26 protein-coding genes and 1 tRNA gene are annotated in these 24858 nt (G+C 64.3%); 9 read left to right on the forward strand and 18 right to left on the reverse strand.

Features of this window, described 5'->3' with window-relative positions; all coding sequences use genetic code 11:
- The first annotated feature begins 187 nt into the window (after positions 1–187).
- Positions 188–1369: an ATP-binding protein gene (locus ACIBI9_RS51950; protein WP_185069755.1), complete on the forward strand. Its 1182-nt coding sequence runs from the start codon at positions 188–190 to the stop codon at positions 1367–1369.
- Positions 1370–1472: 103 nt separating this feature from the next.
- Here ACIBI9_RS51950 and ACIBI9_RS51955 read toward each other — a convergent pair whose 3' ends face one another.
- Positions 1473–2264, reverse strand: a complete 792-nt coding sequence (locus tag ACIBI9_RS51955) for a MauE/DoxX family redox-associated membrane protein (RefSeq protein WP_397234719.1) — start codon at positions 2262–2264, stop codon at positions 1473–1475.
- Positions 2265–2271: 7 nt separating this feature from the next.
- Complete coding sequence (locus ACIBI9_RS51960) at positions 2272–2955, reverse strand: hypothetical protein (RefSeq protein WP_397234721.1); 684 nt, start codon at positions 2953–2955, stop codon at positions 2272–2274.
- Positions 2956–3431: 476 nt separating this feature from the next.
- Here ACIBI9_RS51960 and ACIBI9_RS51965 point away from each other — a divergent pair, with 476 nt between their 5' ends.
- A complete protein-coding gene (locus ACIBI9_RS51965; protein ID WP_394494861.1) occupies positions 3432–3944 on the forward strand; it encodes a SigE family RNA polymerase sigma factor in 513 nt (170 codons plus the stop codon).
- A gap of 94 nt (positions 3945–4038) precedes the next feature.
- Here the strand turns inward: ACIBI9_RS51965 and ACIBI9_RS51970 are convergent, their stop codons facing one another.
- Positions 4039–4680 carry a MarR family winged helix-turn-helix transcriptional regulator gene (locus tag ACIBI9_RS51970; protein ID WP_397234766.1) on the reverse strand — a complete coding sequence of 214 codons (642 nt, stop codon included), beginning with the start codon at positions 4678–4680 and terminating at the stop codon, positions 4039–4041.
- Between the two features lie 109 nt (positions 4681–4789).
- Here ACIBI9_RS51970 and ACIBI9_RS51975 point away from each other — a divergent pair, with 109 nt between their 5' ends.
- Positions 4790–5356, forward strand: a complete 567-nt coding sequence (locus ACIBI9_RS51975; protein ID WP_397234723.1) for a YceI family protein — start codon at positions 4790–4792, stop codon at positions 5354–5356.
- Between the two features lie 162 nt (positions 5357–5518).
- Positions 5519–5608 (forward strand) — tRNA-Ser (locus tag ACIBI9_RS51980).
- Positions 5609–5696: 88 nt separating this feature from the next.
- On the opposite strand, the gene ACIBI9_RS51985 is transcribed toward ACIBI9_RS51980, so the two are convergent.
- The 12 genes from ACIBI9_RS51985 to ACIBI9_RS52040 all read right to left on the reverse strand — a co-directional run bounded on the left by ACIBI9_RS51985 (position 5697) and on the right by ACIBI9_RS52040 (position 13575).
- Complete coding sequence (locus ACIBI9_RS51985) at positions 5697–7046, reverse strand: tyrosine-type recombinase/integrase (RefSeq protein WP_397234725.1); 1350 nt, start codon at positions 7044–7046, stop codon at positions 5697–5699.
- On the reverse strand, positions 7046–7237 hold the full coding sequence (locus tag ACIBI9_RS51990) for a helix-turn-helix domain-containing protein (protein WP_397234727.1): 192 nt from the start codon (positions 7235–7237) through the stop codon (positions 7046–7048). The genes ACIBI9_RS51985 and ACIBI9_RS51990 overlap by 1 nt, the downstream gene beginning before the upstream one ends.
- Before the next feature lies 1 nt (position 7238).
- On the reverse strand, positions 7239–8801 hold the full coding sequence (locus ACIBI9_RS51995) for a replication initiator (RefSeq protein ID WP_397234768.1): 1563 nt from the start codon (positions 8799–8801) through the stop codon (positions 7239–7241).
- A 38-nt stretch (positions 8802–8839) separates the two neighbouring features.
- Positions 8840–8992: a hypothetical protein gene (locus ACIBI9_RS52000; protein ID WP_397234729.1), complete on the reverse strand. Its 153-nt coding sequence runs from the start codon at positions 8990–8992 to the stop codon at positions 8840–8842.
- Complete coding sequence (locus ACIBI9_RS52005; RefSeq protein ID WP_397234731.1) at positions 8985–9185, reverse strand: hypothetical protein; 201 nt, start codon at positions 9183–9185, stop codon at positions 8985–8987. The genes ACIBI9_RS52000 and ACIBI9_RS52005 overlap by 8 nt, the downstream gene beginning before the upstream one ends.
- Positions 9185–10609 carry an FtsK/SpoIIIE domain-containing protein gene (locus ACIBI9_RS52010; protein WP_397234732.1) on the reverse strand — a complete coding sequence of 475 codons (1425 nt, stop codon included), beginning with the start codon at positions 10607–10609 and terminating at the stop codon, positions 9185–9187. Before ACIBI9_RS52010 ends, ACIBI9_RS52005 begins: the two co-directional genes overlap by 1 nt.
- An 89-nt stretch (positions 10610–10698) precedes the next feature.
- Positions 10699–11016 carry a hypothetical protein gene (locus ACIBI9_RS52015; RefSeq protein ID WP_397234734.1) on the reverse strand — a complete coding sequence of 106 codons (318 nt, stop codon included), beginning with the start codon at positions 11014–11016 and terminating at the stop codon, positions 10699–10701.
- Complete coding sequence (locus tag ACIBI9_RS52020; RefSeq protein ID WP_397234736.1) at positions 11013–11429, reverse strand: plasmid replication, integration and excision activator; 417 nt, start codon at positions 11427–11429, stop codon at positions 11013–11015. Before ACIBI9_RS52020 ends, ACIBI9_RS52015 begins: the two co-directional genes overlap by 4 nt.
- A gap of 119 nt (positions 11430–11548) precedes the next feature.
- The gene (locus tag ACIBI9_RS52025; protein ID WP_397234738.1) at positions 11549–12265 is read right to left on the reverse strand and encodes a GntR family transcriptional regulator; all 717 of its coding nucleotides are present in this window, start codon (positions 12263–12265) and stop codon (positions 11549–11551) included.
- A 64-nt stretch (positions 12266–12329) separates the two neighbouring features.
- A complete protein-coding gene (locus ACIBI9_RS52030) occupies positions 12330–12821 on the reverse strand; it encodes a hypothetical protein (protein ID WP_397234740.1) in 492 nt (163 codons plus the stop codon).
- A complete protein-coding gene (locus ACIBI9_RS52035; protein WP_397234742.1) occupies positions 12818–13147 on the reverse strand; it encodes a hypothetical protein in 330 nt (109 codons plus the stop codon). The genes ACIBI9_RS52030 and ACIBI9_RS52035 overlap by 4 nt, the downstream gene beginning before the upstream one ends.
- Before the next feature lie 14 nt (positions 13148–13161).
- Entirely contained in the window at positions 13162–13575 is a 414-nt protein-coding gene (locus ACIBI9_RS52040; RefSeq protein ID WP_397234744.1) for a hypothetical protein, read from the reverse strand.
- 121 nt (positions 13576–13696) lie between these two features.
- Here ACIBI9_RS52040 and ACIBI9_RS52045 point away from each other — a divergent pair, with 121 nt between their 5' ends.
- Positions 13697–14494 (forward strand): hypothetical protein, encoded by a 798-nt coding sequence (locus ACIBI9_RS52045; protein WP_397234746.1) that lies wholly within the window; start codon positions 13697–13699, stop codon positions 14492–14494.
- A gap of 111 nt (positions 14495–14605) precedes the next feature.
- Entirely contained in the window at positions 14606–14914 is a 309-nt protein-coding gene (locus tag ACIBI9_RS52050) for a type IV pilus biogenesis/stability protein PilW (protein ID WP_397234748.1), read from the forward strand.
- Here the strand turns inward: ACIBI9_RS52050 and ACIBI9_RS52055 are convergent.
- Positions 14892–15455, reverse strand: coding sequence for an NUDIX hydrolase (locus ACIBI9_RS52055; RefSeq protein WP_397234750.1), 564 nt, complete (start codon positions 15453–15455; stop codon positions 14892–14894). The two genes, ACIBI9_RS52050 and ACIBI9_RS52055, sit on opposite strands and share 23 nt — an antisense overlap.
- A 256-nt stretch (positions 15456–15711) precedes the next feature.
- Here ACIBI9_RS52055 and ACIBI9_RS52060 point away from each other — a divergent pair, with 256 nt between their 5' ends.
- Both ACIBI9_RS52060 and ACIBI9_RS52065 read left to right on the forward strand, forming a co-directional pair.
- Positions 15712–19305, forward strand: coding sequence for an SIR2 family protein (locus ACIBI9_RS52060; protein WP_397234752.1), 3594 nt, complete (start codon positions 15712–15714; stop codon positions 19303–19305).
- Positions 19306–19973: 668 nt separating this feature from the next.
- Positions 19974–21185, forward strand: a complete 1212-nt coding sequence (locus ACIBI9_RS52065; RefSeq protein WP_397234754.1) for a pentapeptide repeat-containing protein — start codon at positions 19974–19976, stop codon at positions 21183–21185.
- Between the two features lie 273 nt (positions 21186–21458).
- Here ACIBI9_RS52065 and ACIBI9_RS52070 read toward each other — a convergent pair whose 3' ends face one another.
- Together ACIBI9_RS52070 and ACIBI9_RS52075 are read right to left on the reverse strand one after the other, a co-directional pair.
- Positions 21459–21917 (reverse strand): tyrosine-type recombinase/integrase, encoded by a 459-nt coding sequence (locus ACIBI9_RS52070; protein WP_397234756.1) that lies wholly within the window; start codon positions 21915–21917, stop codon positions 21459–21461.
- 1101 nt (positions 21918–23018) lie between these two features.
- A complete protein-coding gene (locus tag ACIBI9_RS52075) occupies positions 23019–24185 on the reverse strand; it encodes a tyrosine-type recombinase/integrase (RefSeq protein ID WP_397234758.1) in 1167 nt (388 codons plus the stop codon).
- On the opposite strand from ACIBI9_RS52075, the gene ACIBI9_RS52080 reads away from it, so the two are divergent.
- Complete coding sequence (locus tag ACIBI9_RS52080; protein WP_397234760.1) at positions 24184–24849, forward strand: hypothetical protein; 666 nt, start codon at positions 24184–24186, stop codon at positions 24847–24849. The genes ACIBI9_RS52075 and ACIBI9_RS52080 overlap by 2 nt on opposite strands.
- The last annotated feature ends 9 nt before the right edge of the window (positions 24850–24858 follow it).

Here is a 24858-nt window from a genome sequence, read left to right on the forward strand (position 1 = left end):
CGAAACCATCGCATAGGTGTTCGAGTCCGCGCTACAGTTCTGTGTACCGCAATCGAACAAGGGTTCGGCCTGGTGAGAAGGGGTGTGTCCGATGACGGTGCTCGCAACCGCCCCTGCTCGGACACGCCGTAGCACTTTCTTCCCAAATCTAAGACGGCCGCTATATCCGGCAATAAAGTCCGAGAGCGTGGACCCTGTGCGAAACCCCTACGCCCCCGGTGCCGGCCAGCGTCCCCCGGAGCTCGCCGGGCGCGACCGAGAGCTGCAGCAGTTCGAGGTCGTGCTGGAGCGGGTGGCCCGCGGCCGTCCCGAGCGCAGCATGGTCGTCACCGGCCTGCGTGGGGTCGGTAAGACCGTTCTGCTCAACACGTTCAAGTCCATGGCCATGCAGCGGCTGTGGGGCACGGGCAAGATCGAGGCCCGGCCCGACCAGTCGATCCGGCGCCCCGTGGCGGCCGCGCTGCACATGGCCATCCGGGAGTTGGCGCCGCGTCACCGCGCCCCGGAGCGCATCGAGGAGTTCCTCGGCGTGCTCAAGGCGTTCGCCATGCGCGATCCGGCGGCGGCCAAAGGCACCTCCCACTGGTCGCCCGGCATCGAGGTGCCTGCCAGCCGCGGGCGCGCCGACTCCGGCGACCTGGAGATCGACCTCACCGAGCTGTTCGTCGACGCCGCGAGCGTGGCCACCGACCTGGCCGTGGGCATCGCGCTCTTCATCGACGAGATGCAGGACGTCCCGGCCGCCGACGTCTCCGCGCTCTGCGCCGCCTGCCACGAGCTCTCCCAGACGGGCGGGCCGCTGATCGTGGTGGGGGCCGGGCTGCCGCACCTGCCGAGCGTGCTGTCGGCCAGCAAGAGCTACTCCGAGCGGCTCTTCCGCTACGCGCGCATCGACAAGCTCGACCGCGAGGCGGCCGATCTCGCGCTGATCCTGCCGGCGCGGGAGGAAGAGGTGGAGTTCACCCAGGAGGCCCTCGACGCCCTTTACGAGGCGGCCGACGGCTACCCCTACTTCGTGCAGGCGTACGGCAAGGTCGCCTGGGACCTGGCGCCGCGCAGCCCGATCACCATCGAAGACGTCAAGGTCTCCGCGCCGGAGGCCGAGGAGGAGCTCGCGGTCGGGTTCTTCGGCAGCCGCTACGAGCGGGCCACCCCGGCCGAGCGCGACTACATGCACGCCATGGCGCAGATCGGCGACGAGCCGGTCGCCACCGCGGAGGTGGCCGACGCCCTCGGGCGAAAGCCGTCCAGCCTCTCACCCGCCCGCGACAGTCTCATCAAGAAAGGGCTCATCTACAGCGCCGAGCGCGGCCTGATCGCGTTCACGGTGCCGCACTTCGGGAAGTTCCTGCGCGCTCAGCCCATCTGAGCGACGCCCCTAGACCTCTATTGGGCTGTCTAGTGGGGAAGCTAGACAGCCCAATAGAGCTGTATCGCCATGCCTGTCGAGCGGAATCTAACGCTTTCTAGCGTCAGGCCGATACTGGCGTATATTCCGGGAGAGATCCGCTGTCCGCCGTGCTGACCACGGCCATCCGCACCGCCGGGCGCCGGCCGCTGAGGTAGACGGCGAAGACGACGTCGTCCGCGTCGTGGTTGTGGAAGGCGTAGAAGCGCCAGCACAGCTCGCGCCAGCTGTCGTACGGCTCGGACGAGGTCAGCTCGCCCGCGTGGGCCCGCCAGGTGCCGCTCGACCTGAGCCTGGCCAGCGTGACCGACTCGGCGGGGCCGCGGCGCTGCTCGCAGGGGGCGCGGAACCGTACGCGGTCGATCAGCTCCTCGATCTCCGGGGAGAGGAGCGCGAGCACGGCCACGCCCGCGACCGTCAGCCACGACGGGTGGATCACGGCCATCCACCCCGGCACCGGTGCCCACACCGACAATCCGGCCATCCCGGTCAGCGCGACCGTCCGGCCGACCGAACGCAGTCCGACCGGCGCCGAGCTCACCTCGCCGAAGCAGCCGCAGCCCGCGTCCGGCCGGCGTCTGCGCAGCTCCAGCAGCACGTACGTGGACAGGGCGAAGAAGGCGACCGTACCCCACCGGAAGAACGGATGCGTCGTGACCAGCAGCCCCGTGGCCAGGAACAGCTCACCCGCCGCGCAGACCAGCAGCGCGATGGCCTGCATCCGCCCCGGAACCAGGACCGCGGGCCCCAGCCTGGACAGCGAGCCGGGTTCGCCTCCGGTGCGTACGGTGATCAACTTGGCCACCATGCCCAAGAGGAGCAGCCCGATCAGAAGCGGCAGCTGCGATTCGAGCACGTGCCCGTCACCCCAATCCGATCTGAGCGTTGAAACAGCCTTTGACCAGGTCGCCGCCGAGCTCCACATAGGAGAACGGCGACAGCTCCACGACCCGCCCGCGCGGCGAGGTGTCGCATTCGACGCAGCGGTCGCAGAAGCGCCCCGCCACGCATCCGCATGCCACCACGGGCACGTTGGCGTTCCGCTGCGAGCACAGGTTCCTGACCTGGAGCAGCGACCCGACGGCGAGGTACGGCAGCCCGGTGCACGACACCCCGGCGTCGGGGCAGCCGGTGTCGGAGCGCTCGAGCATCGGGTACGCGGCGCCGCGCTCTTCCTCGTCGAACGTGTCCGACCAGGTGGCGGGGCCCGAGATGCGGGACTGCAGCCCGGCGTACGCGGGCGGCGGGGTCGGCACCGCGCGGGCCGGATAAGGGGGCTGCGAGGTGGCGGGCAACATGGCCAGGCTCGTCCCCGCTTGCCTGATCCCGATCGCGTCGAACAGGTAACCCGGCTCGAACTTGGGATGCCGCACCTGCAGCCGCCCCGAGGCCCGGTAGGGGATGACCACCGTACGGTGGCCCCGGTGCGGCCCGCAGTCGAGCTCGACCGTCAGGTCCCGGCGCCCGCTGATCGACAGGATCGTCCCGGTGATGCGGGTGGTGTCCGCCCAGATGCGCTCCACCACGCGGCCGTCGCGTGTACGCATGATGACCATGGAACCCGCGGGGAGGTCGGCGGGCGCGGCGTCCTTCCCGTGCCAAGCGGTGGCCCAAGGGGCGATCACCAGCCGCTCTTCGGCCCCGGCGGGGGTCTCGATGATGATCAGATGCGGGCTGACGTCCCTGATCTCGCCGGCGACGGCGCGTAAAGGCTCCCCATTGTCCGGGTCAGAACCGGGAACGCCGGATTCGCGACCGAGCGCGGCCGCGGCGAGCACCCGGCGGCGCTCAACGCTCGGATACCCCATCGCCCCTCCCTCGTCGGTACTAGATTCACACGACTTGGGCGTAGCTCACACCGTAGCGGCGCAGACGGGATCAAAATACGCATCCCCGGGGAAGTGAGAAGACACCCGGCGTCGAACAAACCGCCACCGACCTTGACCTACCTTTATCGTCGGCGGACCGAAACCTGAATTCTGGTTCAGGCCCAATAGAGCATCAGGCTGCGATTCTGGCCACGATGCAGACCACCGGTTGGGAAGACGAGTTCCGCGAGTACGTGAGGGCGCGCGGTCCTGCTCTGCTGCGCGCGGCCCACCAGCTCACCGGACACCCGCTGGACGCGGAGGATCTGCTGCAGAACGCGCTGACCAAGACGTACCTGGCCTGGGACCGCATCGAGGACCGGGGGGCGCTCGACGGCTATGTGCGGCGGGCCATGGTGAACATCAACATCTCGCAGTGGCGGCGGCGCAGGCTGGAAGAGTACCCCTCGGACGAGCTGCCCGAGGTGTGCTGCACCTCCGAGGAGCCGCACGGGGACGTGCACGAGCAGCTGGAACAGGCCCTGGAGGAGCTGCCGGAGCGGATGCGGGCGGCGATCGTGCTGCGGTATTACGAGGACATGACCGAGCCGGAGATCGCCAGGACGTTGGGGATCAGTGTGGGCACGGTCAAGAGCACGGTGTCGCGGGCGATGGCCAAGCTCAGGAACGCGCTGGGCCTCCCGTCCCACCACGGGCGCGGCTCATGAGCTTCGGGCCGGCAGCTTGGGCCTCATGAGCTTCGACCTGACGGCTCTGGACCTCATGGGGCTTTTCATGGGGCTTTGACCTACGGCCTCGGCCTCATGGGGCTTCGGCTTGCCCGCTCATGGCGGCTTGCACGGGAGCGGAGGCTTGCACCGGGGCCGAGACCTGCGCCCGGTCTGCGGCTTCCGCCCGGTCTGCGGCTTCCACCTGGTCTGCGGCTTCCGCCTGGCCTGTGGCTTTCCCCGCGCATGCGGCGGCCGCCTGCGCCCCAGTTGCTCCAGCCGCCCCTGCGGTGGCGCAGGGCCGTACCACGTCCCTGATCTTCCGCAGCGTAGCCAGGAACGCCTCCAGCTCCTCCGCACCCAGCAGCCCGGTGAACCAGTGGTCGATGTCCTGCACGTGCTGCGGCAGCACGGACTCCAGGCGCGCCCGCCCGCTCTCGGTGAGTACGGCGTAGGAGGCCCTGCGGTCGCTGGGGCACGCCTGCCGCGTCACCAGCCCTTCCCGCTCCAGCCGGTCGACGACCCTGGTCACCCCGCTCGTCGACAGCTCGGTCTGCGCGGCCAGATCGCTCATCCGCAGCCGGTGTCCCGGGGAGCGGCCCAGCCGGATGACCGTCTCGAAATCGATCTCCGACAACCCCGCAGCGCTGAGCACCGGCTGGAACCTGGCCATCAGGCCGCCATGGACCTCCGCCAGGAGCCCTACGGCGGTCAGCCGGTGGTCGTCAAAGTTCATCACCCTCATAGCGTAGCTGACGATAGTTGACGCGCGGAATATTCCTCGTGTAGACATTTGTTGCCGCAGACATCCGCACAGCAACAAACCCCTATCGAGGAGAACCCCGATGACCACCACCCGCACCTGGGAGTCCCTGACCATCCCCGCCGTCGGCACCTACAACCTGGATGTGGCGCACACCCGCATCGGTTTCATGGTCAAGCACATGATGGTCAGCAAGGTCCGCGGCCACTTCGGCTCCTTCAGCGGCTCGGTCACGATCGCCGAGAACCCGCTCGAGTCGACCGCCGAGCTCACGATCCAGGCCGACAGCATCGACACCGGGGTCGCCGACCGTGACGGCCACCTGCGCAGCGATGACTTCCTGGCCACGGAGAAGTTTCCGGCGATCACCTTCAGGAGCACCCGCGTGGTCGGCCACTCCGGCGACGAGTTCACCGTCGTCGGCGACCTGACCGTCCGTGACGTCACCAAGGAGGTCGAGCTCACGGTCGAGTACGGCGGCGCCGGCACCAACCCGTGGGGCGCTCCGGTCTGGGGCTTCTCGATCACCACGGAGTTCGACCGCGAGGAGTTCGGCCTGACCTGGAACCAGGCCCTGGAGACCGGCGGCGTCCTGGTGGGCAAGAAGGTAAAGATTGAGATCGAGGGCGAGGCCAACCCGGCCGCGTAAGCTGGTTATCCACAGCCCCGAAGCCCGTCCACGCTCTGGGCGGGCTTCATCCACAGGTAGTTACCCACAGGCTGTTGATAACTCTTGGCGAAGGACGGGGAGCAATCACTTTGCCGCCTCGCCAGAAGGCCGGTACGCTGTCCTGAGCCGCGAAGGCTTCCAGGAGGATTCGCCTAGTCAGGTCTATGGCGCCGCACTGCTAATGCGGTTTGGGTTTACCGCCCATCCGGGGTTCAAATCCCCGATCCTCCGCAGGCGGAAGGCCCTCTCCCTCGAACGGGGAGAGGGCCTTTTTGATCTTCTGCGGGCACCAGGGTTGCAGTTTGGGTTGCATTTGCTGTCAGAGCTGTCCCCAGAGGGCCTGGTCCATGCGGTTGCTGGCGTCCTTCATCTGGAGCGTAGCCACGTGTGTATAGCGCTCTGTGGTGGTCACACGGGTGTGGCCGAGGATCTCCTGTACGACTCGGATATGGACGCCCTGTTCGATGAGCAGGGTTGCCGCGGTGTGGCGGGCGTCGTGAACGCGGGCGTCTCGTACGCCAGCCTGCTTGAGGATGGATTTCCACTGCTTCCAGTCCTCCGTACGCTCGACCGGCCCGCCGAGCTGCGTTGTGAAGACCAGATCGTGATCGGTCCACCTATCCCCAGCCTTGAGTCGTTCGGCGGCCTGGAGCTTCTTGTGGGTTCGTAGGAGAGCCAGGAGCGCTGGCGGGCATTGGAGGGTGAGCTTGCTCTTGCCCTTGCGCTGTCGAAAGATCAGCCCGCCGCCGGTACGCTTCGGGCACTTGTCCGCGTGGCTCGTACAGTCCTTGAGGCATGGGCGCCTGTAGCAGCGGTGGGAGCGCTTCTTGCAGTCCGGCTTGCAGTCGCGATCATGCTGGTGCTCTTTGCAGTTCTTTTTACACGCCTTGCGGTGCCACTTGTCTCCACAGGCGTGTGGATCGTTGCAGCCGTGCTGCCACTCCGACCGCTGGATCTGGAACCACGCCCTGATCTCCCCCGTGTTCAGATCGATGTACGACCAGCGGAGCCCGAGAGCCTCGCCTTGCCGGATGCCGAGCGCGAGAGCCACTGACCAGCGTGCGCCGTTCCTCTTGGCCTTGGCGACGTCGAGGATGCGCCGCGCCTCTTCTCCTGTGAGGGGTTCGATCTCCGTCGTGGTGGCAGAAGGCGCGTCTACCAACGTGGCTACGTTTCGTGCGAGGCGTCCCCGCCGTACTGCGATCGTGAGGGCACGAGACAGGATGCGGTGAACTTTGAGAACGCTGCTGGAGGAGAGGCCCTCTTCGAGCATCGTGGTGTAGGCGGTGTCCAGGTGCTCAGGGGCGAGCCGATCGAGGCGATGCTTGCCGAGGAGCGGCACGATCCAGTTTCTCGACTTGGACCGGTAGTCGGTGAGCGTGCGAGGAGCCATCTTCTCCGACAGGACCAGGCGCTCGCAGATCACATCCAGGAACTCGGACATCCACTCCGCGACGGTCGGAGCACGGCCGGCCTTGCTCACTCGGCCCGACTCTCGTTGATTCTCCAGTTCGCGGACCTTGCGCGTTACCTCAGCTTCGGTCTTGCCTTTGCGGTGACGTCGGTCCGGCGAGCCGTCCGGCTTGATCCCCACTGTCACCCAGCCGTGCCACAGCCCGTCCTTGCCGAGAAAGATCGAGGAGCGTCCATTGGGCTTTCTGGCGGACATCAGGCCACCTCCTTGGACGCTTGGGTCTCAAGAGCGCGGGCGTAGTCGAGGAGGGCGGCGCCGGGGATGAGCCGGTAGCCGTTGTGCTTGATCGATCGAAGTTCGCCCGACCTGATCAGCCGGAACACGGCCGTTCGGCTCATGCCGAGTACGGTGGCGGCGTCCTTCGGGCGGTAGAACAGCTTCTCCATCTCAGGCCGCCTCTCCAGTTGCCGAATGATCTTGCCCCTGTGCTTGGGCTTGGAGCAGGGCCATATGTGCGCGCCATCGCTGGCGTTCGGCTACCGCGCGCAGGAGGCGTACGGCCAGCGGAGGCACGTTGGCGTCTCCAGCCGGAACGGGTTTCCAGACGTAGCGGTGGGGGTCGGGTGGCTCGTCGGTTTGGCCGAGGGCTTCCAGGACCCAGGTACGGCGGTCTTGCTTGTGTTCGGCGAGGGTCTTGTTGGACCACTTGCGGGAGACCAGGACGCGGCGTCCGGCGTAGCCGAGGTGATCGGGCTTGTGGGCCTTGCCCCGGCACCGGCCGGGAACCATGCCTGACTTGGCGCCCTTGGGCTGGATGCCGTAGCGGAGCCAGTTGGCGCACGTGGGGGAGCAGGGTTCGAGTTGCAGCGCTTCCAACATGCGTTCGGCGTGCTGGCGCTGAGCGCGGTTGTGCGGGTTCCAGTCGCCGAGAGACTTGGTCAGGTACTTCGACAGGTACCGGATGCACTGGTCGGCATCGGGGGTGCCAGCCAGGACGCCTTTTACGTCCACCTGTGCACCGAAGCGGACCACGTGCAGCGGTTGCGCGCTCTCGTCGGCGTCGAAGTGGTCGAGCGCCTCGTCCCAGGTCGGCAGTACCTCGCCTGTGTCCGGATCGAGGTAGCCGACGCCGTTATCCCACACGGGCAGATGGTCACCCTCGTATACGGCGCGATCAGCCGGCGGCCACCACACCTGGTGGTAGGTGGCCGCTGCGATCTGCTTAATCTCGGCGCGTGGCAGGGTGCCGCGGATGGCCATATGCAGGTGGGGAGCGAACCGCCTTTGGGGTTCGACGGTGGCGAAGTACTGCACGTCGTAGCCGGCTACGCGGCGTAGGTTCTGCACGAAGCGGTCCACCGGCTTGGAGAAGTGCAGCGCGTCCCGGGCTGCCCGAACGTAGTCGTAGGTGTCGGGATCGAGGGGGACACCATCGCGGATCTTGCCGTAAGAGGGCAGGGTCAGCGTGACGAACAGCGAGGGCCGGTAGGACTTGCCGTCCGAGCTGGTGAACGTCCGTCCCAGCGTCGTGTTCGCCATCTTGCGCTGGGGCAGGTCTGGGGCGTCCTGGCGCCTCCTGGTCGAGCGGTTCCGCTTCCCCCCGGCGCCCGCCAGCACGTTGCCGCGTATGCCTGCTGTGTTGATCTCTTCATCGAGTCCGGTGATGATCGCGTCCAGGTCGGTCGTGTCCTGACCGGCCTGGACTGTCTGGTCGCGCTTGGCCTGCATGTCGGCGCGGAACTCGATCAGCCAGCGTTGCTCGTCGTTGGGCTCGTCCGGTGTGATGGTCGGCTCGTGGTCGAGGTGCCAGCCTCCCCGGCATTGGGCCATGCGGAGTTGCCGGTTGCGCTTGGCACATGGCGGGCACGCGGCGTCCAGGGTGGCGCCGCACGGGACATCTATGATCTCGCGGTGGCCGGTGTGGGTGTCGAGCCGTTGGAGTGCGATGGGCCGGATGCAGACGTCATGTTGCTCAGCGACCTCTCGGGCCACATCGCGCGCCCGGGGCATCCGCTGGCGCTCGGCGCGCGGCAGGGAGCGGTCGTAGGTCACAGCTCCTCCCCGGCGCCGAGGGGGACGAGCGCGCCCTGGCCACACTCACGGCACTCGACCAGGCCCGCCGCCAGGTCTATCCACAGGGTGTTCTCTGCGTGGCAGCACGAGCAGCGCAGCCCCTCCAGGAGGTATGCCAGCTCACGCATGGTCACTCACCTCCGTCTCGGTCAGGTCGGCACACAGCCGGTAGTGCTCCTGGTAGGGGTGACGCAGAACCTGCGGGTGGAACAACTCGAAGACCCGCCGCCGGGGCAGGTCACGGGCTGTAAGCAGGACCAGCACCGGGCGACCCGCGACCAGCGCGATCTCTTCAGCGGTGCCGTGGAAGCAGACCCGCATCACGCACCCCCGCCGGAGGCGAAGGCGTCGGCCATGGCGCGGATATCGGCGTCGGAGACGTACGCGGCACGGACCCGGATCGGGTCGGGGCTGGTCTCCAGCCGGACGTAGCCGACGCCCGCGCCGAGTTCAGGGACAGGGGAGATGTGATCGGCCAGTGCGCCGCGGTCGCGTGCGCCGTCACCGAGCACCATGTCCACTTGTTCGGACTCGTCGAGCCGGAGGGCGATCTTGTCGGGGAAGAGGTTGCGGATGTTCATGACCTCCTTGCGGGGGTCCTGGAGCGCCGCGAGCACGCCGACGCCGACCGCGCGGCCTTGGGTAGTCAGGGTGGCCAGGGCAGCGGAGATACGGCGTCTGAGGTCCTTGTCGGACTGGTAGGCGGTCAGGAACGCCACCTCGTCGACGACGACCAGAATGAACGGGTCATCGACGGTGGGGACGTGGTTGCGCTGGAGTCCGGCGAAGCGGGCCGCGCGTTCCTGCATGACCTGGACTGCCCGCTCAAGCAGCTCGGCGCAGTCTTCCGGGGTGGCCGCGTACCGTGGGCCGAACAGGGCACGGCCATAGGACAGCTCCATCAGCTTGGGATCCAGCGCCCACAGCTCCACGAGGCCCGCGCGCACGGCCAGGACCAGCCCGCGGATAACAGACCAGATGATCGAGCCCTTGCCCGCTCCGGTGGCACCAGCGACCAGCACGTGTGTGCCGTGCACTTTGAGCCGCCATGGGCGCCCGTCCTCCTGCTTGCCGACCTCGACTGCGCCCACGCCCGGCTCAGTGGGCATTGGACGGGCCGGGATCGGCGTGGCCAGTGGATCGGTACGCGGGAACGTAAGCGTGATCTGGCCGGCTTTGGACAGCGCGACGCGGCAGGAAGTGGCGCCGAAGCCTTGGGCAAGGTGGTCGATGCGGTCGGCCCAGTCCTTGACCGCCTGCCCTTTGAGCATGCGGACGCTGACCAGGTCGGCCCAGGGCGTGCAGGTGACCTTGCCGAGCCGGGGCAGGTAGTCGCGGCCCCGGATGTGCCGTCCAAGCCCGGAGACGATCATTACGGGCTGCCAGTGCCGGCGGTAGACCCAGATGAGCCGCCACCAGGCCAGCAGCCGCCAGCCGACCAGCCGGGCGAAGGAGACGGGGTTGGTGAGCGCCCAGGCGACCAGCCCGATCGGAGCTGGTGTGCTGAGCAGGAGGGCGACGCGCCAGCCGTACAGCAGCGTGAGCACGCCGGGCGTGACAGCGGCGAGCATGGCGATGGGGTGTCGCCAGGTTGTACGGACGAGGCTGGCCAGGATGCGTCCGACGAGGACGAGCAGGGTGAGGATGGCTGGGGTGGTGACCACGGCCGGGCGGAAGACGACGGCCGTGTCCGGCGTGGTGGTGACCAGGTCGCGTGCCTGGTCACCGGGAAGCCGCCTGAACATAAGCTTGGTACCTCTCGTGATGTGGAAGTCAGGGGAGAACCGAAGGGGCCGCCGGAAGTTGCCGCTTCTGGCGGCCCCGCCTTGCTGTGTCAGGCCGCCGGGTTGTGGGCGTCCTTGGGGGTGGCCGATTGTCCGGCGTGCAGTCGCTCGCACTCGGCCAGGTAGCGAGCGGCAGCGTTGAAGATCTCGCGGGCGGTGTCCAGGTCGGCGTCGGTGACCGGTCCGGCCGCGGTGGTGGAGATGTGCACGTCCGCCTCGCGGGAGCTGAGCGACAGGTACGGTCGCCCGTCACCGCGCAGTAGGCCGGACCTGACCCGCAGCCCGGGCGTGTGGAACGAGATGCCGAGGTGCGGGGCGGACTCCGGACTCATCGACAACGTGACGTAGGTGTACGGCTCGGAGCTCATGCCGCCGACTCTCTACTGGCGGGCGCCGACTGCTGCTTGGGACGGGCCGGGCGCATGCCGGTGGCCCGGTAGGAGTAGGCGAGCCGACCGGCCGGGTTGACGTACGGGGTCACGGTCATGCCGGTGAACTCGACCGGTGCGATCGGCAGACCGGGCACCGAGGGCGGGGCGACGGGCGGTGTCTGGGAAAGGATCTTGACCGCGACCGTCTTCTGGCCGGCCTTGAGCGTGGTGTCGCCGTCCATGACCGGGACCTGCCAGATCGGCTCACCGGTGGTCTTGTCCTTGGCGTAGACGGTCTTGCCGTTGGTGGATGCCTCGAAGTTCTTGACCTGTTCGACCTGGCCGACCAGGAAGCAGCCGTGGGGGAACGCCTGCTCGAAGGTGATCGGGATGGGGCCTTGGAGTGCCATGGGGTTCCTCTCCTACGGGACGAGCTCTTCGTTCGCTCGTCCACTTGTCCGCATAAGTTGAGAGTAGGCGAGTGCATCTCGTCCGCACAAGTGGTTAAGCCGAAGGAGCGGGGTAAGAGTTAGCTCACCTTGAAGACATCCTCAAGCTCGTGCAGGTTGCCCGGCAGGGCCACGCTGACCACCATCAGCACGGCGCCGGCCGGGTCGTGGACCGTGGCCAGGACGCCGAGCACCGGGTTGGACGAGCCGAGCAACTCGGCCTCCTCCTTGGTCGGCTTGCGCGCGGTCACCCGCTCGGTGATGTGATCGAAGCGCAGGTGTTTGACCGCTTGGAGATGCTGCCGGATCCCGTGGCGCAGTGGTTCGGGCTTGTCCAGATCGGTGCCCAGCGCGTACTCCAAGGGCACCCAGAACGTCTCTGCCGCCGAGATCACGTCACCCTGGCGGGCGACACGCTTCCGCATGATCACCGGCGTGTGCTCAGCGACACTAAGCAGGCGCGCCACATGCCGAGGAGCCGGGACACGCCCCGTTTCAACCACGGCATCAGCGCTCTCGCCCTGCTCGGTCGTCGACTGACTGGGCCGAACCCGATCGGCGGCACTCTCTGGACGCCCCTTCACAAAGGAGCCGCGCCCGTGCTCACGCTCGATCCAGCCCTGCATCGCCAACGTCTGAAGAGCCCGCACTACCGTGGTGCGGCCAACGCCGAGTTCCCGGACCAACTGCGTCTCGGACGGCAACATGTCGCCCGGGGCGTACTCGCCCGCCTCGATCCGCTCCTGAATGGCCCGCATCACCTGGGCGTATTTAGGTGGGGCGAAGTCCATGCTCATCTCAACCGCCCGTTCACTCTTGCACTCGTGCGCATAAGTACAGTACCGGTTGAGAACGCGCCTGTCAGGACCCGCTAGGTACAGGCATAGCTGACCCTCCGCGCCCTTCCAATTGGGAACCCTCGACCAGCATGACGCACTTCGGGCACGCCTGAGGAACGGTAGGGGAGAAGGACAGCGACCACCCGCAGAACGGCAATGGCTTGACCGGCGACGAGCACACAGCCACATCCGTCCCAGGCAGCACCGCGTGCTGCTCCAGGGCGCGGCCAGCTTTCGAGAACCCCGCCACGTATGTCTGGACAGAAACATCGGGCACGCCCGCCCGCTCCCCCAAGACCAGATCATCCCAGGCCACAGGCCAGCGACGTGTTCCCTGCGGCAACTCATAGGACTCGTCGAGTTTGACGAGAGCGACCTTGGTGTTGCGCAGCAAAGCCACTACGACACCTTCACGACCGAGCAGCATGGAACCATAGGTGAGCGTGGACCTGGGGCTGTGCTCCATGGTCACGATCGTCACGCGATAGCCGACTCGCGCCCACACCCCGCTCACTGCGGATCTCCCGGGGACGCCTCGTGCCGACCCGCCGCACGCAAGTCGCCGACGCCTTGCTGAGTACGCAATTCGGCGTACCGCATGGCGATGCGGCGAGCTGCGCGAGATGGATCATTCGCCGGATGCCGGGCATAAATGACACGCCGCCGACCGGCATTCCACCCAGTACGCCACCAAAAACGCCCGCCATCGCACCAGACGACCAGGCCCACCCAGACCGAAACCAGCGCCAGTCCATAACCGTCATGAACATCGGCATGGATTCCGTCGCGCCGCAAAGCTTCCCGGAGAAGGTTGGCCGACCAGCACGGATCGACCGTCATCGTAACCGGGGAGATCATTTGACTACCCGCTCGAATCGCACAGATCCCGCCGGATCGACGAACGCACGGAAAATCTCACGCCTCGACCAGCCGTCATCGCCCGCGCCGAAGTCATAGACCATGTGCGCGATGCCGCCCCGGATAGAGGCGTCTCGCGGCATGCCTCGCATCGCCTTGCGCAGCTCGTCCATGGCCGTGGCCTGGAAAGCACTGGAACCACACGGCCCCAGAGCCTCACCCTGCGCCGATGCGATACGAACTTCCCACTCGAACCGCTCGTGCGGCGTCTCGGCCGGGGTGGGGCAGTGCAGGCATTCCTCTCGGGCGGATACCGCCAGACCAACCCCGGAGGCAGTCACATGGCCGCGCCGGGTAACGATCTTCCAGCCGCGTCCTTCGCATTCTGTGCATCTGACTGGCGTTGTCATGCCGGACAGCATGGGAGCCATACCGTTTGAGACCTATCCCACGCTGGTATCCCAACATGAGATATAGGCTCGCCAATACCTCAATGCATGATTCCCGGGTCCCACAAGTTGGAGGTCCAGAATGCAAAAGGGTGTGGCCAGCCGGATCGATATACCCGCATCCGTCTGGGAGTCCGACGATGCCCGGGAAATACTCAGAAGACGCGATTTCGCTGGACTTTTCGCCATAGCCGTCAAATACGGCGCCAGTCAGGTACGCATCGGCGCAGTCGCCGAACTCGGACAACCCGCCGTCAACGCGATCCTGCACGGCAAACGATCAATCGCCGAACTCCACGTCATCGAACGCGTCGCCACCGGCTTCAACCTCCCCGACCACGCCCGCATGCTGCTCGGCCTGGCCCCACAGGACACCGCCTCACCCACCGGCGACCACAACGACGAACACGAGGAACAAACCACCGAACTGATCGGCCGCCTCGATTTCGCCGCGACCATCGACCCCACCACGGTCATGATCCTGCGCACCGACACCAATAACCTGCGCTACTTGGACCGCAAGCTCGGAGGCCCCGCCATCGCTGACAAGATGCGCGCCCAGATAGCCCAGATCGAACGCGCCCACAGCCATGCAGTACGCCCCGGCATCCGCGCCCAACTCGCCCACCTGTTGGCCGAGACCGCCTCACTGGCCGGATGGCAGGCGATCAACACTCTCGCGCTAAACGACGCATGGACTCACTACGAACACGCCAAGGCCGCCGCTTACGAAGCCGAAGACCCCGCCGTACTCGCCTATGTCTCCGGTGAACAGGCATACGTCCTGATGGAACTCGGCCGCCCCGCCGAAGCCACCGAGCTCCTCCAACATGTCCACGCCCAACACCGCGATCACGTACCGGCCCGCCTACGCACCTAGCTCTCAGCCGCCGAAGCAGAAGCCGCCGCCATCCTCGGCGACGAAGCCACCTGCCGCGCAGCTCTCGACCAAGCCACCGCCCTCCTCCCCGAAGGCGACAGCGACCCGGACATGCCCTACCTGTTCATCAACGCCCACCACGTAGCCCGCTGGCGCGGCAACTGCCTCGTCCGCTTCGGCGACCCGGACACCGCCGAAGACCTCCGTTCAGCCCTGGCCGGCATGGACGGCACCTACAACAGAGCCGAATCCGGCGTCCGCTGCGACCTCGGCCACGCCCTCCTGGCCGCCGGCGACCCCGAAGCCGCCCAACCCCACATCCACCGCGCCCAGCAACTCGCCACCATGACCGGCTCTCGCCGACAGCGCCGCCGCATCGACGAACTGTCGAAGGCCGTCAACCGCGCCCTCGGCGGTTGAGCCACACCTGGGCCTGAAGCAACCCGATCAACGTCCCCGACGTCCATATGTCCCCGCGGGCAATCATCGATGGGATCTCCGCCATCGGAACCCACTCGATCCGATCGGCCTCCACCTCACCCTCAGGCGAGCCCATCAGCTCGGCCCCGCGCGCCACGAAAAGCAGGTGCTCTGCATCCACCATGCCGGCCATCGGCTGATAGCTCACCAGGTGCTCAACCTTCTTGGGTCGATACCCGGTCTCTTCTTCCACCTCCCGGATAGCGGTCGTCATCGGATCCTCGCCGGCCTCGACGAGCCCGCCGGGAAGCTCCCATCCCCACCGATCGAACACGAACCGATGCCGCCACATCAGCAAGACCCGATCCTGCTCATCCAGCACCACCGCAATCGCAGCCCGATCCAGATGCACCACGTGATGCTCGAACCGCTCCCCACCTGGGATCTCCACATCGGCCAACCCCAGCCGTATCCACCGGTTGTCGTAGATCAGCCGTTCCCCATGTACAACCCAGCGTGTCAGCTCAGCGTCATCAGCCACACAGCGAAGCTATCGTCATGTCCAATGGCGGGTATATGGCTTCCGGTCAAGACGCCATCATCACGGCTTGGACGAGCGTTGCTCACCCCGCTAGCTCGCCTCGCAGCGTGAGCTCGCGGACGGCCAGTCCTGCGGCTCTCCTCCCTGCCTCGACTATGGTGCTCATACCACGACTGGGTATTCCATTTCGCTCGCCTTGGCCCTGACTTTCTCTAGACTAGGACGCAGCGAACACGACCACTAGAGGTGTACTGCGTTGCCGAACCCGATCGAGAGCCTCAGAGCAGCACTGAAGCGCCCGGATGCGTTGATCTTTGTTGGAGCGGGCGTCTCAGTATGGTCGGGTCTTCCGACTTGGTCAGGTTTGATAGAAAAGCTAAGTGCCTTCATGGAAACCCATGGTTTAGCGACTACTCTCGTGGATCGTGAACGTGCGCGCGGAGATTTGTTGCAAGCCGCGAGTTATGGTTTCGATGCTCTTAGTCGATACCAGCGTCGGGAGTTCCTTCGTAATGCTTGCTCTGTTGGTGAAGCCATCCCCTCTGAGCTACACAAGGCCATTGCGAAGATTGGTCCTGTGTGCTTTGTCACTACTAACTATGATCAGCTCTTGGATCGTGCCATACGCGAATGCCATCCAAACGAGTACTATCGCGTGGTGGGAAATACTAGCGCCCTTGAAGTAGCTGACGTCATAAAGTCCAACTCTTCTCACTTCATTTTCAAGCCGCATGGCGATATCGAGGACTGCGATTCAATCATTCTTACGCGAGAGGATTATCGCACGTTCCATGGATCTCGGACATACGTTTCCGAAGCGATGCGCACCCTATTGGCCACTCGGCCCATTGTGTTTATTGGATACGGCCTGAAGGATCCCGATTTTGTACTCTTGACCGACATCCTAGCTTCCATCTACTCCGGAAGCCCGCAGGAGCACTACGCCATTATCCCAGATGTGTCAGATGACGAGCGATCTTACTGGAGGCGTAACTACGGGGTACACCTAGTAAGCTATCCGCTGGAAAATATGGGAGGCAATTCCCATGAATCCTTACTCGCCTTGTTGACGGAGCTTAGTAACGAAACTCGGGAGCAGTCGAAAAGCGTAGGTCGGATGCCGGACAGGGCCGCGCAGACATTAGCCCTCTTACGGCACGCTGCTCGAATGCGTCTATTGGATGCGAAAACTCTGCCCACAGACGAGATGCCCATAAGACTAATAAGGCCACGCAGAACGGGTCGCTCGATCAATGAAAGGCCGGAGGATGCCTTTCTAGAGCACCGCATAGCTTACCGGGGTCTGATGACAAATAGGAGTAAGCTGTATATCACGGGCGCTCCGGGGGCAGGTAAGACATACGCGGCAAAGCGCGCAGTTGCACTCATGGCCACAAATCTTCAAGAGAGCATCTTGCTTGACGAAGCCGACAGTGCCAGCCAATCGATTCCTATATATATCGATCTTAAATCTTATAGCGGAGATCTCCGTAGCGCAATTGAAGATGCTCTTCCAGCAGATCTGACCATAGAAAGCATCCGGGCCGCGAATCCCTTGGCTCTCTACCTTGACGGCGTCAATGAGGTTGCGGCCGAATACCATCAGAGTGGACGTCTATTGGAGGATCTGGCGAACCTCTGCCTGGGACTCGAAGATGCAAGTATCGTAGTTATTTCGCGCGGGGGCATAGATCTCGAAGAGTTGGGATTCATAGAATATCAGCTAGACGAAGTTGACCGGGAGTATGTGGTAAACGCCATTGGTCAAGAAGTCAACGCTTCCGCGCTTACCGTATTGCAGCGTCCATTCTTTCTGCGACTAGCACTCAATGATAGGTCGCTTATCTCGCCAACGCTACTTCCCCAGCATATTTATCTTGGGTATTTCAAAGGACTGCGAGAGAAGTTTCTAGCAGATTTCGGTGAAGACCTGAACTTCGTAACGTTTCTCGCCGGCATCTCCTATGATCTTATCAATGAGGGTCGTCAAACCTTCTCTCTTGGAAGCCTCGATCGCGCCATACGCGCGGGTCGTTCAACACAGGTTAAACTCCTTGATCTACTCAATTGGCTTATCAGCGAGAGCGTCTTAGTTGCTCTACCGGGAGACGTGCTCGCCTTTTCTCACCATTCCCTGAGCGAATACCTTGCCGCCTATAGGCTCTCGGAACTGCACAAGATTTCCCAAGAATATCTGGCTTCCTGTCTCCGGCACCACAGCTGGGATGTTGCGATACTGCTGTCTCTCGGATTTCTGCCCCGCGAAGAGGCTTATGCATTTCTACATGCTGTTTTAGAGGCGGACCCCACCATGGCTCTCCGGGCCGTCAACTACCTGGAGTCACAACGCGGAGAGTGGGGTCGAGAATGTTTACGTGCAATCGCATCAGGCCGTTACGTTGCCACAGAGGAGTGGCCTCTGCGGCAAGCTATGGCTCAATTGATCCCAGAACTGGAGATGGTCGATGCCTTGTGGGAAATTTGCAGCACTAAATCGGCATTGAGTGAGAGCGCTGCAAAGGTTCTCGTCCAAGTTGAAGGAGGTCGCGCGCGGTCTAGGCTCATAGAATCGATTTTTCACAACTATCCGGACTATAACTACTGCACGGGACTTGGGAGGGCTGTCTCCAACTCTATCACTGAGGTTGAGGCTCGGAGTGTGTTTGAGCAGCTAGACGAATTGGAAAGCGGCTTAGATAGCGATCTCCTGGCTGCGTTAGCACGAAATGATTCAAACAATGAATTTGCTGGCCTATTCGCAGCCTGTGCAAGCCTTATCGCTTCGCTACCCGCAGCCGAACTTCGAGAAATAGCACCGCCCAGTGCTACCGGTCGTATCTTAACTCGACGTGTTATTGTGACCAGACTGACGGACGATGGATCACTCGACGCAGTGCGTCTTATCGCTGATTATATCCTTGCTGGCGATATTGCAAGTATTTTCGCCCTAGGGTTGCAGGTGGCACCGTATCGCCAGGTGCCGGAAGTCGTCGAATCTGTCTATAGCCCTGAACTTCTCCGATGCCTTATAGAGGGCGTGACGTATCCTGGAGGATGGGCGGTAAATACTCTGGACGCTCTCTGCGCGAGCTCAGAGCGATGGCGCATGGGTCTTAAATGCGTTATACCAGATGATGACGGAATAGTGGCAGCATGCCTTTTCTGCGCCGTAGGTGACTACAACTCTTTCGAGCGTATTGTTGAGCGCGCCATCGTAGACGAGCGGCGACTTTCTCTCGAGCCATGGAATCTTCTGCAACACTGCGAGGTACCCTGGTCTGAACATAAGGCGTTGCTCCTCACGCTGCTCACTTGTGGCGATATTAGGATCATGTCATCTGCGCTTTATGCAGTGTCTATGACTGACGCTGGAGAGACCGTGTCTCTACGGCTCGAACTCGGCGATCCCGGCCCATGGGCGGATCTGCTTGGCAGCACCTTAAAAGCTGATTATCATATCGGAAGTAATCTAGGAAGGTTCTTGGCGGTACATGCAGATCCAGCCAGTAGGGAGTCGTTAATTGCCCTGATGGCTGAGCGAAGCGATTTCTGCCGTCACATGGTCACTAAGCTTGTGCTTCCACACGTTCCTCCTCATCACCTCCCTTCTCTTCCTGAATCTCTCATCTCTTGGATGTTGGCTGACCTGACTAGATCACGCATCGATACCTGGAGCCCATCGGTCTTGGCCAACATCAGCGACGAGAAATTCGTAGAGCAACGACTGCTTCCATTGCTTAGTAGCAATCCCTCAGAACTGCTTCGCGATAATCTTTATGAGATTCTATTGCGATGCGGAAAACGCCATGGGCGACGATACGTGTCAGGTACAGGCGATGTCCTTGGATAGTGCATTCGCGGTGGCCTTGCGTAGCCGAAAATGACAGAAATAGATTTCTGTCTGTTATGTTCAGCGAGTGGCGATGTTGCGGAATTGTTCATATAGGGATCAAGCGGCGGCGCCGCGCGCCGCCGTACGCCCCGCGCCGCCGTCCTGCGCTGCGCGTGCGGCCTGGGGGCCGTTCTCGCGCGAGCGCCGCGCGGGGCATCGCCGTACGCCCGCCCCGCCGTACACCCACGAACCCGCCGACCAAGCGCCGCACCGCCGCACAGGACCAGCCGTGCTATCGCCGGCCGAACTCGCTCGCGCTCGCCCTACGGGTGCCTACGGCATTCCGTCGGCCACGCCACTCCGTCATTGGAGGCAGAGGTTCAAGCATGCCTCCGGCGGGGGCCTTAGGCTCCGAGATGATCGCGACGAGCGACACGGGTCAGTGGCTAAGGTCGGTGGGCCTGATCTTCCCGCCGCCATCGCCCAGGACAAGCCCGAGCAGACCAGAGGGCAGGGGCGAAGGTCGTTCTTCCGGCGGGGAGCTCCACCTTCACCCCTGCCCTCTGGTCCGCTCCCCTGACGGGTGGGACGACGGCGACGGGAAGATCAGCCAAGCGAGTTTGGCGTGTGCGGACCACAGGTCAGTACACCTAGTCATCGACGTCAGGCACCGGCACCTTAGAACGATGAAGGCTGCTTCAATCATCGTGGCCGTGCTGGTGCTCGTGGTAGTTCCGGCTCTGGTATGGATGCTAGGTCCGGGTGCTGCCTGGGTGCTGGAGCACATCGACCAGGTCACCACGTTGCAGGATAAGGACAGGGCGAATGCGCTGGCAGCGATCCGTGGGAATGTACTCGCCGTCGCCACTGGGCTGGCAGCTCTCCTGGCGGTGTATTACACCGCGCGCAATGCCGACACTGCCCGGCGCACCTTTCGACTCACCGAGCGCGGACACGATACCGACCGCTTCAGCAAGGCGGTCGAGCAGCTCGGCAGCGCTCAAGCTCCGGTACGGTTGGGAGGGCTATACGCACTCGAACAACTCGGACAGAACAATCCAGCACTGCGACAAACGATCGTGGACGTGATCTGCGCGTACCTTCGCATGCCCTATGATCCACCGCAAGAAGAGGATCGCCATGGGAGGGTTCGTACCGCCCAACGTGCTGCTCGCGCCAATATCGCGCGCCGCGCCTCCAACTCGGTCAACCGCAACCCGCACGAAGAACAGCAGGTTCGGCTCACTGCGCAGCGTATCCTTGCCGATCACCTCCGCTGGCGGAAACCCCGTAGATGGCAACGCGTTGCTACTGCCAACCCGCTCTTCTGGCAGGACATCGACCTCGATCTAACTGGCGCCACCCTGCTCAACATCGATCTCAACGAATGCCGCATCAACCAAGCCATGTTCGGTCGAGCGATCTTCTATAACGGCCCCTGGTTCGGCGACGCAACCTTCAACGCCCGCGCCTGGTTCGCAGGAGCCACCTTCACTGGTGGCGCTGCTGACGTAGGCGCTTTTGCAAGGGCGACCTTCAAAGACGACGCCGTTTTCCAAGGGGCGACCTTCGGCAGCCTCGCTCAATTCCACGGTGCGACCTTCGCTCGCGGCGCGTGGTTCGCCGGTACGACCTTCAACAACGCCACGTTCACCGAAGCAACCTTCGACGGCGAGGCCGAGTTCGGAGGGGCGATATTCATGGGAGACGCCCGATTCAGTAAGGCGATCTTCACTGGAGCTGCCCGGTTTCGACATGTGGACCGTGGAAGCCTGGATTTGTCGGAAGCCCGCGTGACTGACCCAGATGGTAATCACGCATGGCCGCCAGGGTGGCGTCTAGATCCCCTCGCCAAGGAGGCTGTGCTGCGGCGCGACGTACCGGAGCAACAGCCTTGACAGATGGCCCGCGCGACTCAGCGGTGTCGCCTCGCACCGGCCACCATGGCTAAGGCGTGCCCGTTGCGTGCCCGATGGGACGGGAAATTGAGGGCAACAGCGGGGAGTCACGGGGAATGCGATCAGCGTCCTGAGCTGCGTTTCCCCAGATCCGCCAAGATCGTCGTAGCTATTTGCAAGCAGGAAGTCAGGAGTTCGAATCCCCTAGGCTCCACCAGGGAAAACGCCCCGCCACTGATCATGTGGCGGGGCGTTCGTGCCATTAACGTGCCATTAGCTCTTGGCGATCTTTTGTTGTTCAGCCTCCACTCGGGCGCTCAGTGCGTCCGCGATTCGCTGGTCCGCGTCGCGTGTGGCGTGCTGGTAGATCAGCGCCGCTCGGTCGCTGTCATGTCCCATGCGGGCCTTGAGGTCCGCCAGGCTTGCGCCGGACTGGGCGGCGAGCGTGTTGCCGGTGTGTCGTAGATCGTGGAAGTGCAGGCCCTGTAGCCCCATCTCCTTGGGAGCTTCCGTCCACTTGGCCTCGCGCCTGAAGTTGCCACCGCGCAGGAACGCGCCGCGCTTGCCGAGGAACACGAAGGCGTCGTCGGCCGGATCAACGTAGGTGGCGAGGTGTTCGGTCAGGGCTGGGATGATGGCCGAGGGGATGCTGATCGTGCGCTTGCCGGCCCGGGACTTGGGCGGGCTCAGCCGCATCTCGCCGCCGTCGAGTTCAACGAGTTGTTCGCGCACCTGGACCGTCCGAGTTCAAGCGGCGGCGCGCCGCGCCGCCGTACGCCCCGCGCCAGCGTCCCGCGCTGCGCGTGCGGCCTGGGGGCCGTTCTCGCGCGAGCGCCGCGCGGGGCATCGCCGTACGTCCCGAACCCGCCGACCAAGCGCCGCACCGCCGCGCAGGACCAGCCGCGCCGTCGCCGGCCGAACTCGCTCAACGCTCGCCCTATGGGTGCCTACGGCATTCCGCCGGCCACGCCGCTTCCCCTTCCACGGGGTGCCCTTCAAGCAAGCCTCTGGCGGGGCCTCAGGCTCCGAGATGACCGCGACCGACAAGGCGCTGTGGGTGGCTAAGGTGGGCCTGATCTTCCCGTCGCCATCGCCCCAGGACAAGCCCGAGCAGACCAGAGGGCAGGGGCGAAGGTCGTTCTTCCAGCGGGGAGCTCCACCTTCACCCCTGCCCTCTGGCCCGCTCCCCTGACGGGTGGGACGACGGCGACGGGAAGATCAGGGAAAGGGCCGAATGATAGGTGTGCCTGTACCGGACTTCCTCGGTCTCCTTGTAGATGGCGTGAGGTCCAACGGGGGCCGAGCGAGGACGAAACACGTTATAGCGGCCAGAATCCAGAGAGCGCCAAGGCCGATGCCCATCCATCCGCTAATGATCAAGGACTCATAGGACGCATCAGCGTGCGGTGTGCTTCCGAAATACTGGTTCTCTCGCATCAGCGTCCAGAGTTCGCTAGATCTGGCCCTCTCTCTGGCATCCTGTGCGTATCGCTCGAGAAGGATGCTAGGAACGAGAACCAGGCAGCCGATCCACATCAGAACGAATCGCGCACGCCTTAGGGTCACTTGCCGCCTCCCTGCTTCAAGGTGGAATGAGAGTAGTTGAGCGCCCGAAACGACCACAATGAGGGCCTACGGCGTGCCCGTCGCGTGCCCGATCGGACGGGAAACCAGAGGGAACAGCGGAGAGTCACGGGGGACACGATCAGCCCCCTGAGCAGTGTCTACGCAGATCACTCAAGATCGTCGTAGGGATTTGCAAGCAAGATGTCGGTAGTTTGGGTCAAAGTGCGGTGGACGCGCTTGACGTCCAGGTCGTCGTGCCTGGCAGCCTCAGATGGACTTCACCCAGGAGCGGGCCTTCATCGCCGACATCGCCAGTTCATGCTGAACGAGTTGGATTGCTTGTTCCTCGTGTCCACGAACCTTGAGTTGGCGAACGCGTCCGGTGAGCTCCTCAGCTCTGATCCGGTCCGTGTATCGAAGCACGCGACGCTGCCTGAACGTCCGAAACATGCCCACCACCCACAAGGCGACGAAGCAGATCATGAGTCCGATGAAGACTAAAGGCACGAGGTCAACCATGAAATGATCATAGGTCCGGCCTCCCTTCCGATGAAGGCACCGACCTAAGTCTGGTCCGCACAGGTTGCAGTTTGGGTTGCAATTCCGCGCCGTACCACCCCGTTCCAGCAAGACCGCTGAGCCGCAAGGGTCCACATGGGATTGCCTCGATCGATCAGGCACCGAGCTGCTAATGCGGTTTGGGTTTACCGCCCATCCGGGGTTCAAATCCCCGATCCTCCGCAGGTGAGAGCCCTGCCCCGTGATCACGGGGCAGGGCTCTTTGATCTTGGTTGGCCTGATGCCGGACCATTGCCGGACCATTGCGCTAACGATCATGGTTTTCCGCAGCTCGCGGGATCGCCGCGATGGTCGCGTCCGCGGCCGCCTGGGCGACGTCGGGGACGACGCTTGTGTACACGTCCGCCGTAAAGCTGTGGCGAGCGTGGCGGAGATGTACTTCATGTCGACGCCGGCCGCCAGCATGATCGTCGCGGCGCAGTGCCGCAGATCATGGAACCGGATCGGCGGAAGGTCTTCGGCCGAGCAGATGGCGGTGAAGCGCTCGCATACGTACTCCTCGCGCAGCGCACTGCCATCGACCGCCGTGAAGATCGGCCCCGAGTCCACCCAGGCCGGACCCGCGGCCAGCCGCTCGCGCTTCTGCCGCAGACGCCATTCCGTCAGAAGGCCGGCGTTCTTGCCGCCGACTGCGATCGTCCGCCAGCTGGAGTCCGACTTCAGGCCGTCGTCGCCGGTCTCCAGGACCATCAGCGTCTTGGACGCGGTCAGGTCGGAGTCCTCCCGCCGGATGCCGCAGGCCTCGCCGCGGCGCAGGCCGCGCGTGGTCACGAGGTGATAGAGCGGGTACAGCCGCTCACCACGGCGCACACAGGCGTCCAGAAACTGACCGGCATTCACCGGCGGCCACACCATGACCTTGCTGGAGCGGATACGCGACGGCCGCGGCCTGAGCTTCCACGCCCGCATGTCCCACGACGCCGGTACCAGGCTGGGCCGTCCCGAGTTCGACGGGCACCCCGGCGTGATGCGCACCTACGCCGAGATGCTGGTCGAGCAGGAGGCGAAGACCCAACGGGGCGCGGAGCTGTATTTCGTCACCGCCGAGATGACCGACCTTGTCCGGACCGCGGCCGCGGACCTGCCCGCCTTCGCACCCAACGCCGACGACTTCCCGACCCCGGCCGGGCTGATCGTGTACGAGACCCCACTCGTGGAATACCGGCGCCCCGAACGCACGGCGGTCATGGTCAACGGCCGCTGGGCGGTCAGCCCACGCGACGACGGACACGGGGAGATCGGCGTCACCGCCTGCACCTGGGGCCCGTACGACGCCGGCGGCAACTGGCGGCGCGGAGGCGTGTGGATGAGCTTCTACCGCGACCGCGCCGAGATCCTCGCCCGCCTCCAGGACGACAGTCCGTTGGACGGCCTTCGCGCCGATCATGCGCGCCTAGGGCGTGTTTCAAAAGGGAGGGCCCCGTCTGAGACTCCGTGTGGGAAGGGCAGCCTCAGACGGGGCTGTGTGCGATCCAGCGTTCGGTTGGCTCCCGAGTCGCTAGCTGATCACTTCGGGTGAGAACCCGCC

Source organism: Nonomuraea sp. NPDC050451 (assembly GCF_044458585.1).

Excerpts from the sequence above, each read along its gene's own strand:
- ACIBI9_RS51960 (WP_397234721.1), bottom strand. The coding sequence starts at position 2,955 with ATGCGTACACGCGACGGCCGCGTGGTGGAGCGCATCTGGGCGGACACC.
- ACIBI9_RS51965 (WP_394494861.1), top strand. The coding sequence starts at position 3,432 with ATGCAGACCACCGGTTGGGAAGACGAGTTCCGCGAGTACGTGAGGGCG.
- ACIBI9_RS51970 (WP_397234766.1), bottom strand. The coding sequence starts at position 4,680 with ATGAACTTTGACGACCACCGGCTGACCGCCGTAGGGCTCCTGGCGGAG.
- ACIBI9_RS51975 (WP_397234723.1), top strand. The coding sequence starts at position 4,790 with ATGACCACCACCCGCACCTGGGAGTCCCTGACCATCCCCGCCGTCGGC.
- ACIBI9_RS51985 (WP_397234725.1), bottom strand. The coding sequence starts at position 7,046 with ATGTCCGCCAGAAAGCCCAATGGACGCTCCTCGATCTTTCTCGGCAAG.
- ACIBI9_RS51990 (WP_397234727.1), bottom strand. The coding sequence starts at position 7,237 with ATGGAGAAGCTGTTCTACCGCCCGAAGGACGCCGCCACCGTACTCGGC.
- ACIBI9_RS51995 (WP_397234768.1), bottom strand. The coding sequence starts at position 8,801 with ATGCCCCGGGCGCGCGATGTGGCCCGAGAGGTCGCTGAGCAACATGAC.
- ACIBI9_RS52000 (WP_397234729.1), bottom strand. The coding sequence starts at position 8,992 with ATGCGTGAGCTGGCATACCTCCTGGAGGGGCTGCGCTGCTCGTGCTGC.
- ACIBI9_RS52005 (WP_397234731.1), bottom strand. The coding sequence starts at position 9,185 with ATGCGGGTCTGCTTCCACGGCACCGCTGAAGAGATCGCGCTGGTCGCG.
- ACIBI9_RS52010 (WP_397234732.1), bottom strand. The coding sequence starts at position 10,609 with ATGTTCAGGCGGCTTCCCGGTGACCAGGCACGCGACCTGGTCACCACC.
- ACIBI9_RS52015 (WP_397234734.1), bottom strand. The coding sequence starts at position 11,016 with ATGAGCTCCGAGCCGTACACCTACGTCACGTTGTCGATGAGTCCGGAG.
- ACIBI9_RS52020 (WP_397234736.1), bottom strand. The coding sequence starts at position 11,429 with ATGGCACTCCAAGGCCCCATCCCGATCACCTTCGAGCAGGCGTTCCCC.
- ACIBI9_RS52025 (WP_397234738.1), bottom strand. The coding sequence starts at position 12,265 with ATGAGCATGGACTTCGCCCCACCTAAATACGCCCAGGTGATGCGGGCC.
- ACIBI9_RS52035 (WP_397234742.1), bottom strand. The coding sequence starts at position 13,147 with ATGACGGTCGATCCGTGCTGGTCGGCCAACCTTCTCCGGGAAGCTTTG.
- ACIBI9_RS52040 (WP_397234744.1), bottom strand. The coding sequence starts at position 13,575 with ATGACAACGCCAGTCAGATGCACAGAATGCGAAGGACGCGGCTGGAAG.
- ACIBI9_RS52045 (WP_397234746.1), top strand. The coding sequence starts at position 13,697 with ATGCAAAAGGGTGTGGCCAGCCGGATCGATATACCCGCATCCGTCTGG.
- ACIBI9_RS52050 (WP_397234748.1), top strand. The coding sequence starts at position 14,606 with ATGCCCTACCTGTTCATCAACGCCCACCACGTAGCCCGCTGGCGCGGC.
- ACIBI9_RS52065 (WP_397234754.1), top strand. The coding sequence starts at position 19,974 with ATGAAGGCTGCTTCAATCATCGTGGCCGTGCTGGTGCTCGTGGTAGTT.
- ACIBI9_RS52080 (WP_397234760.1), top strand. The coding sequence starts at position 24,184 with ATGACCTTGCTGGAGCGGATACGCGACGGCCGCGGCCTGAGCTTCCAC.
- ACIBI9_RS52075 (WP_397234758.1), bottom strand. The coding sequence starts at position 24,185 with ATGGTGTGGCCGCCGGTGAATGCCGGTCAGTTTCTGGACGCCTGTGTG.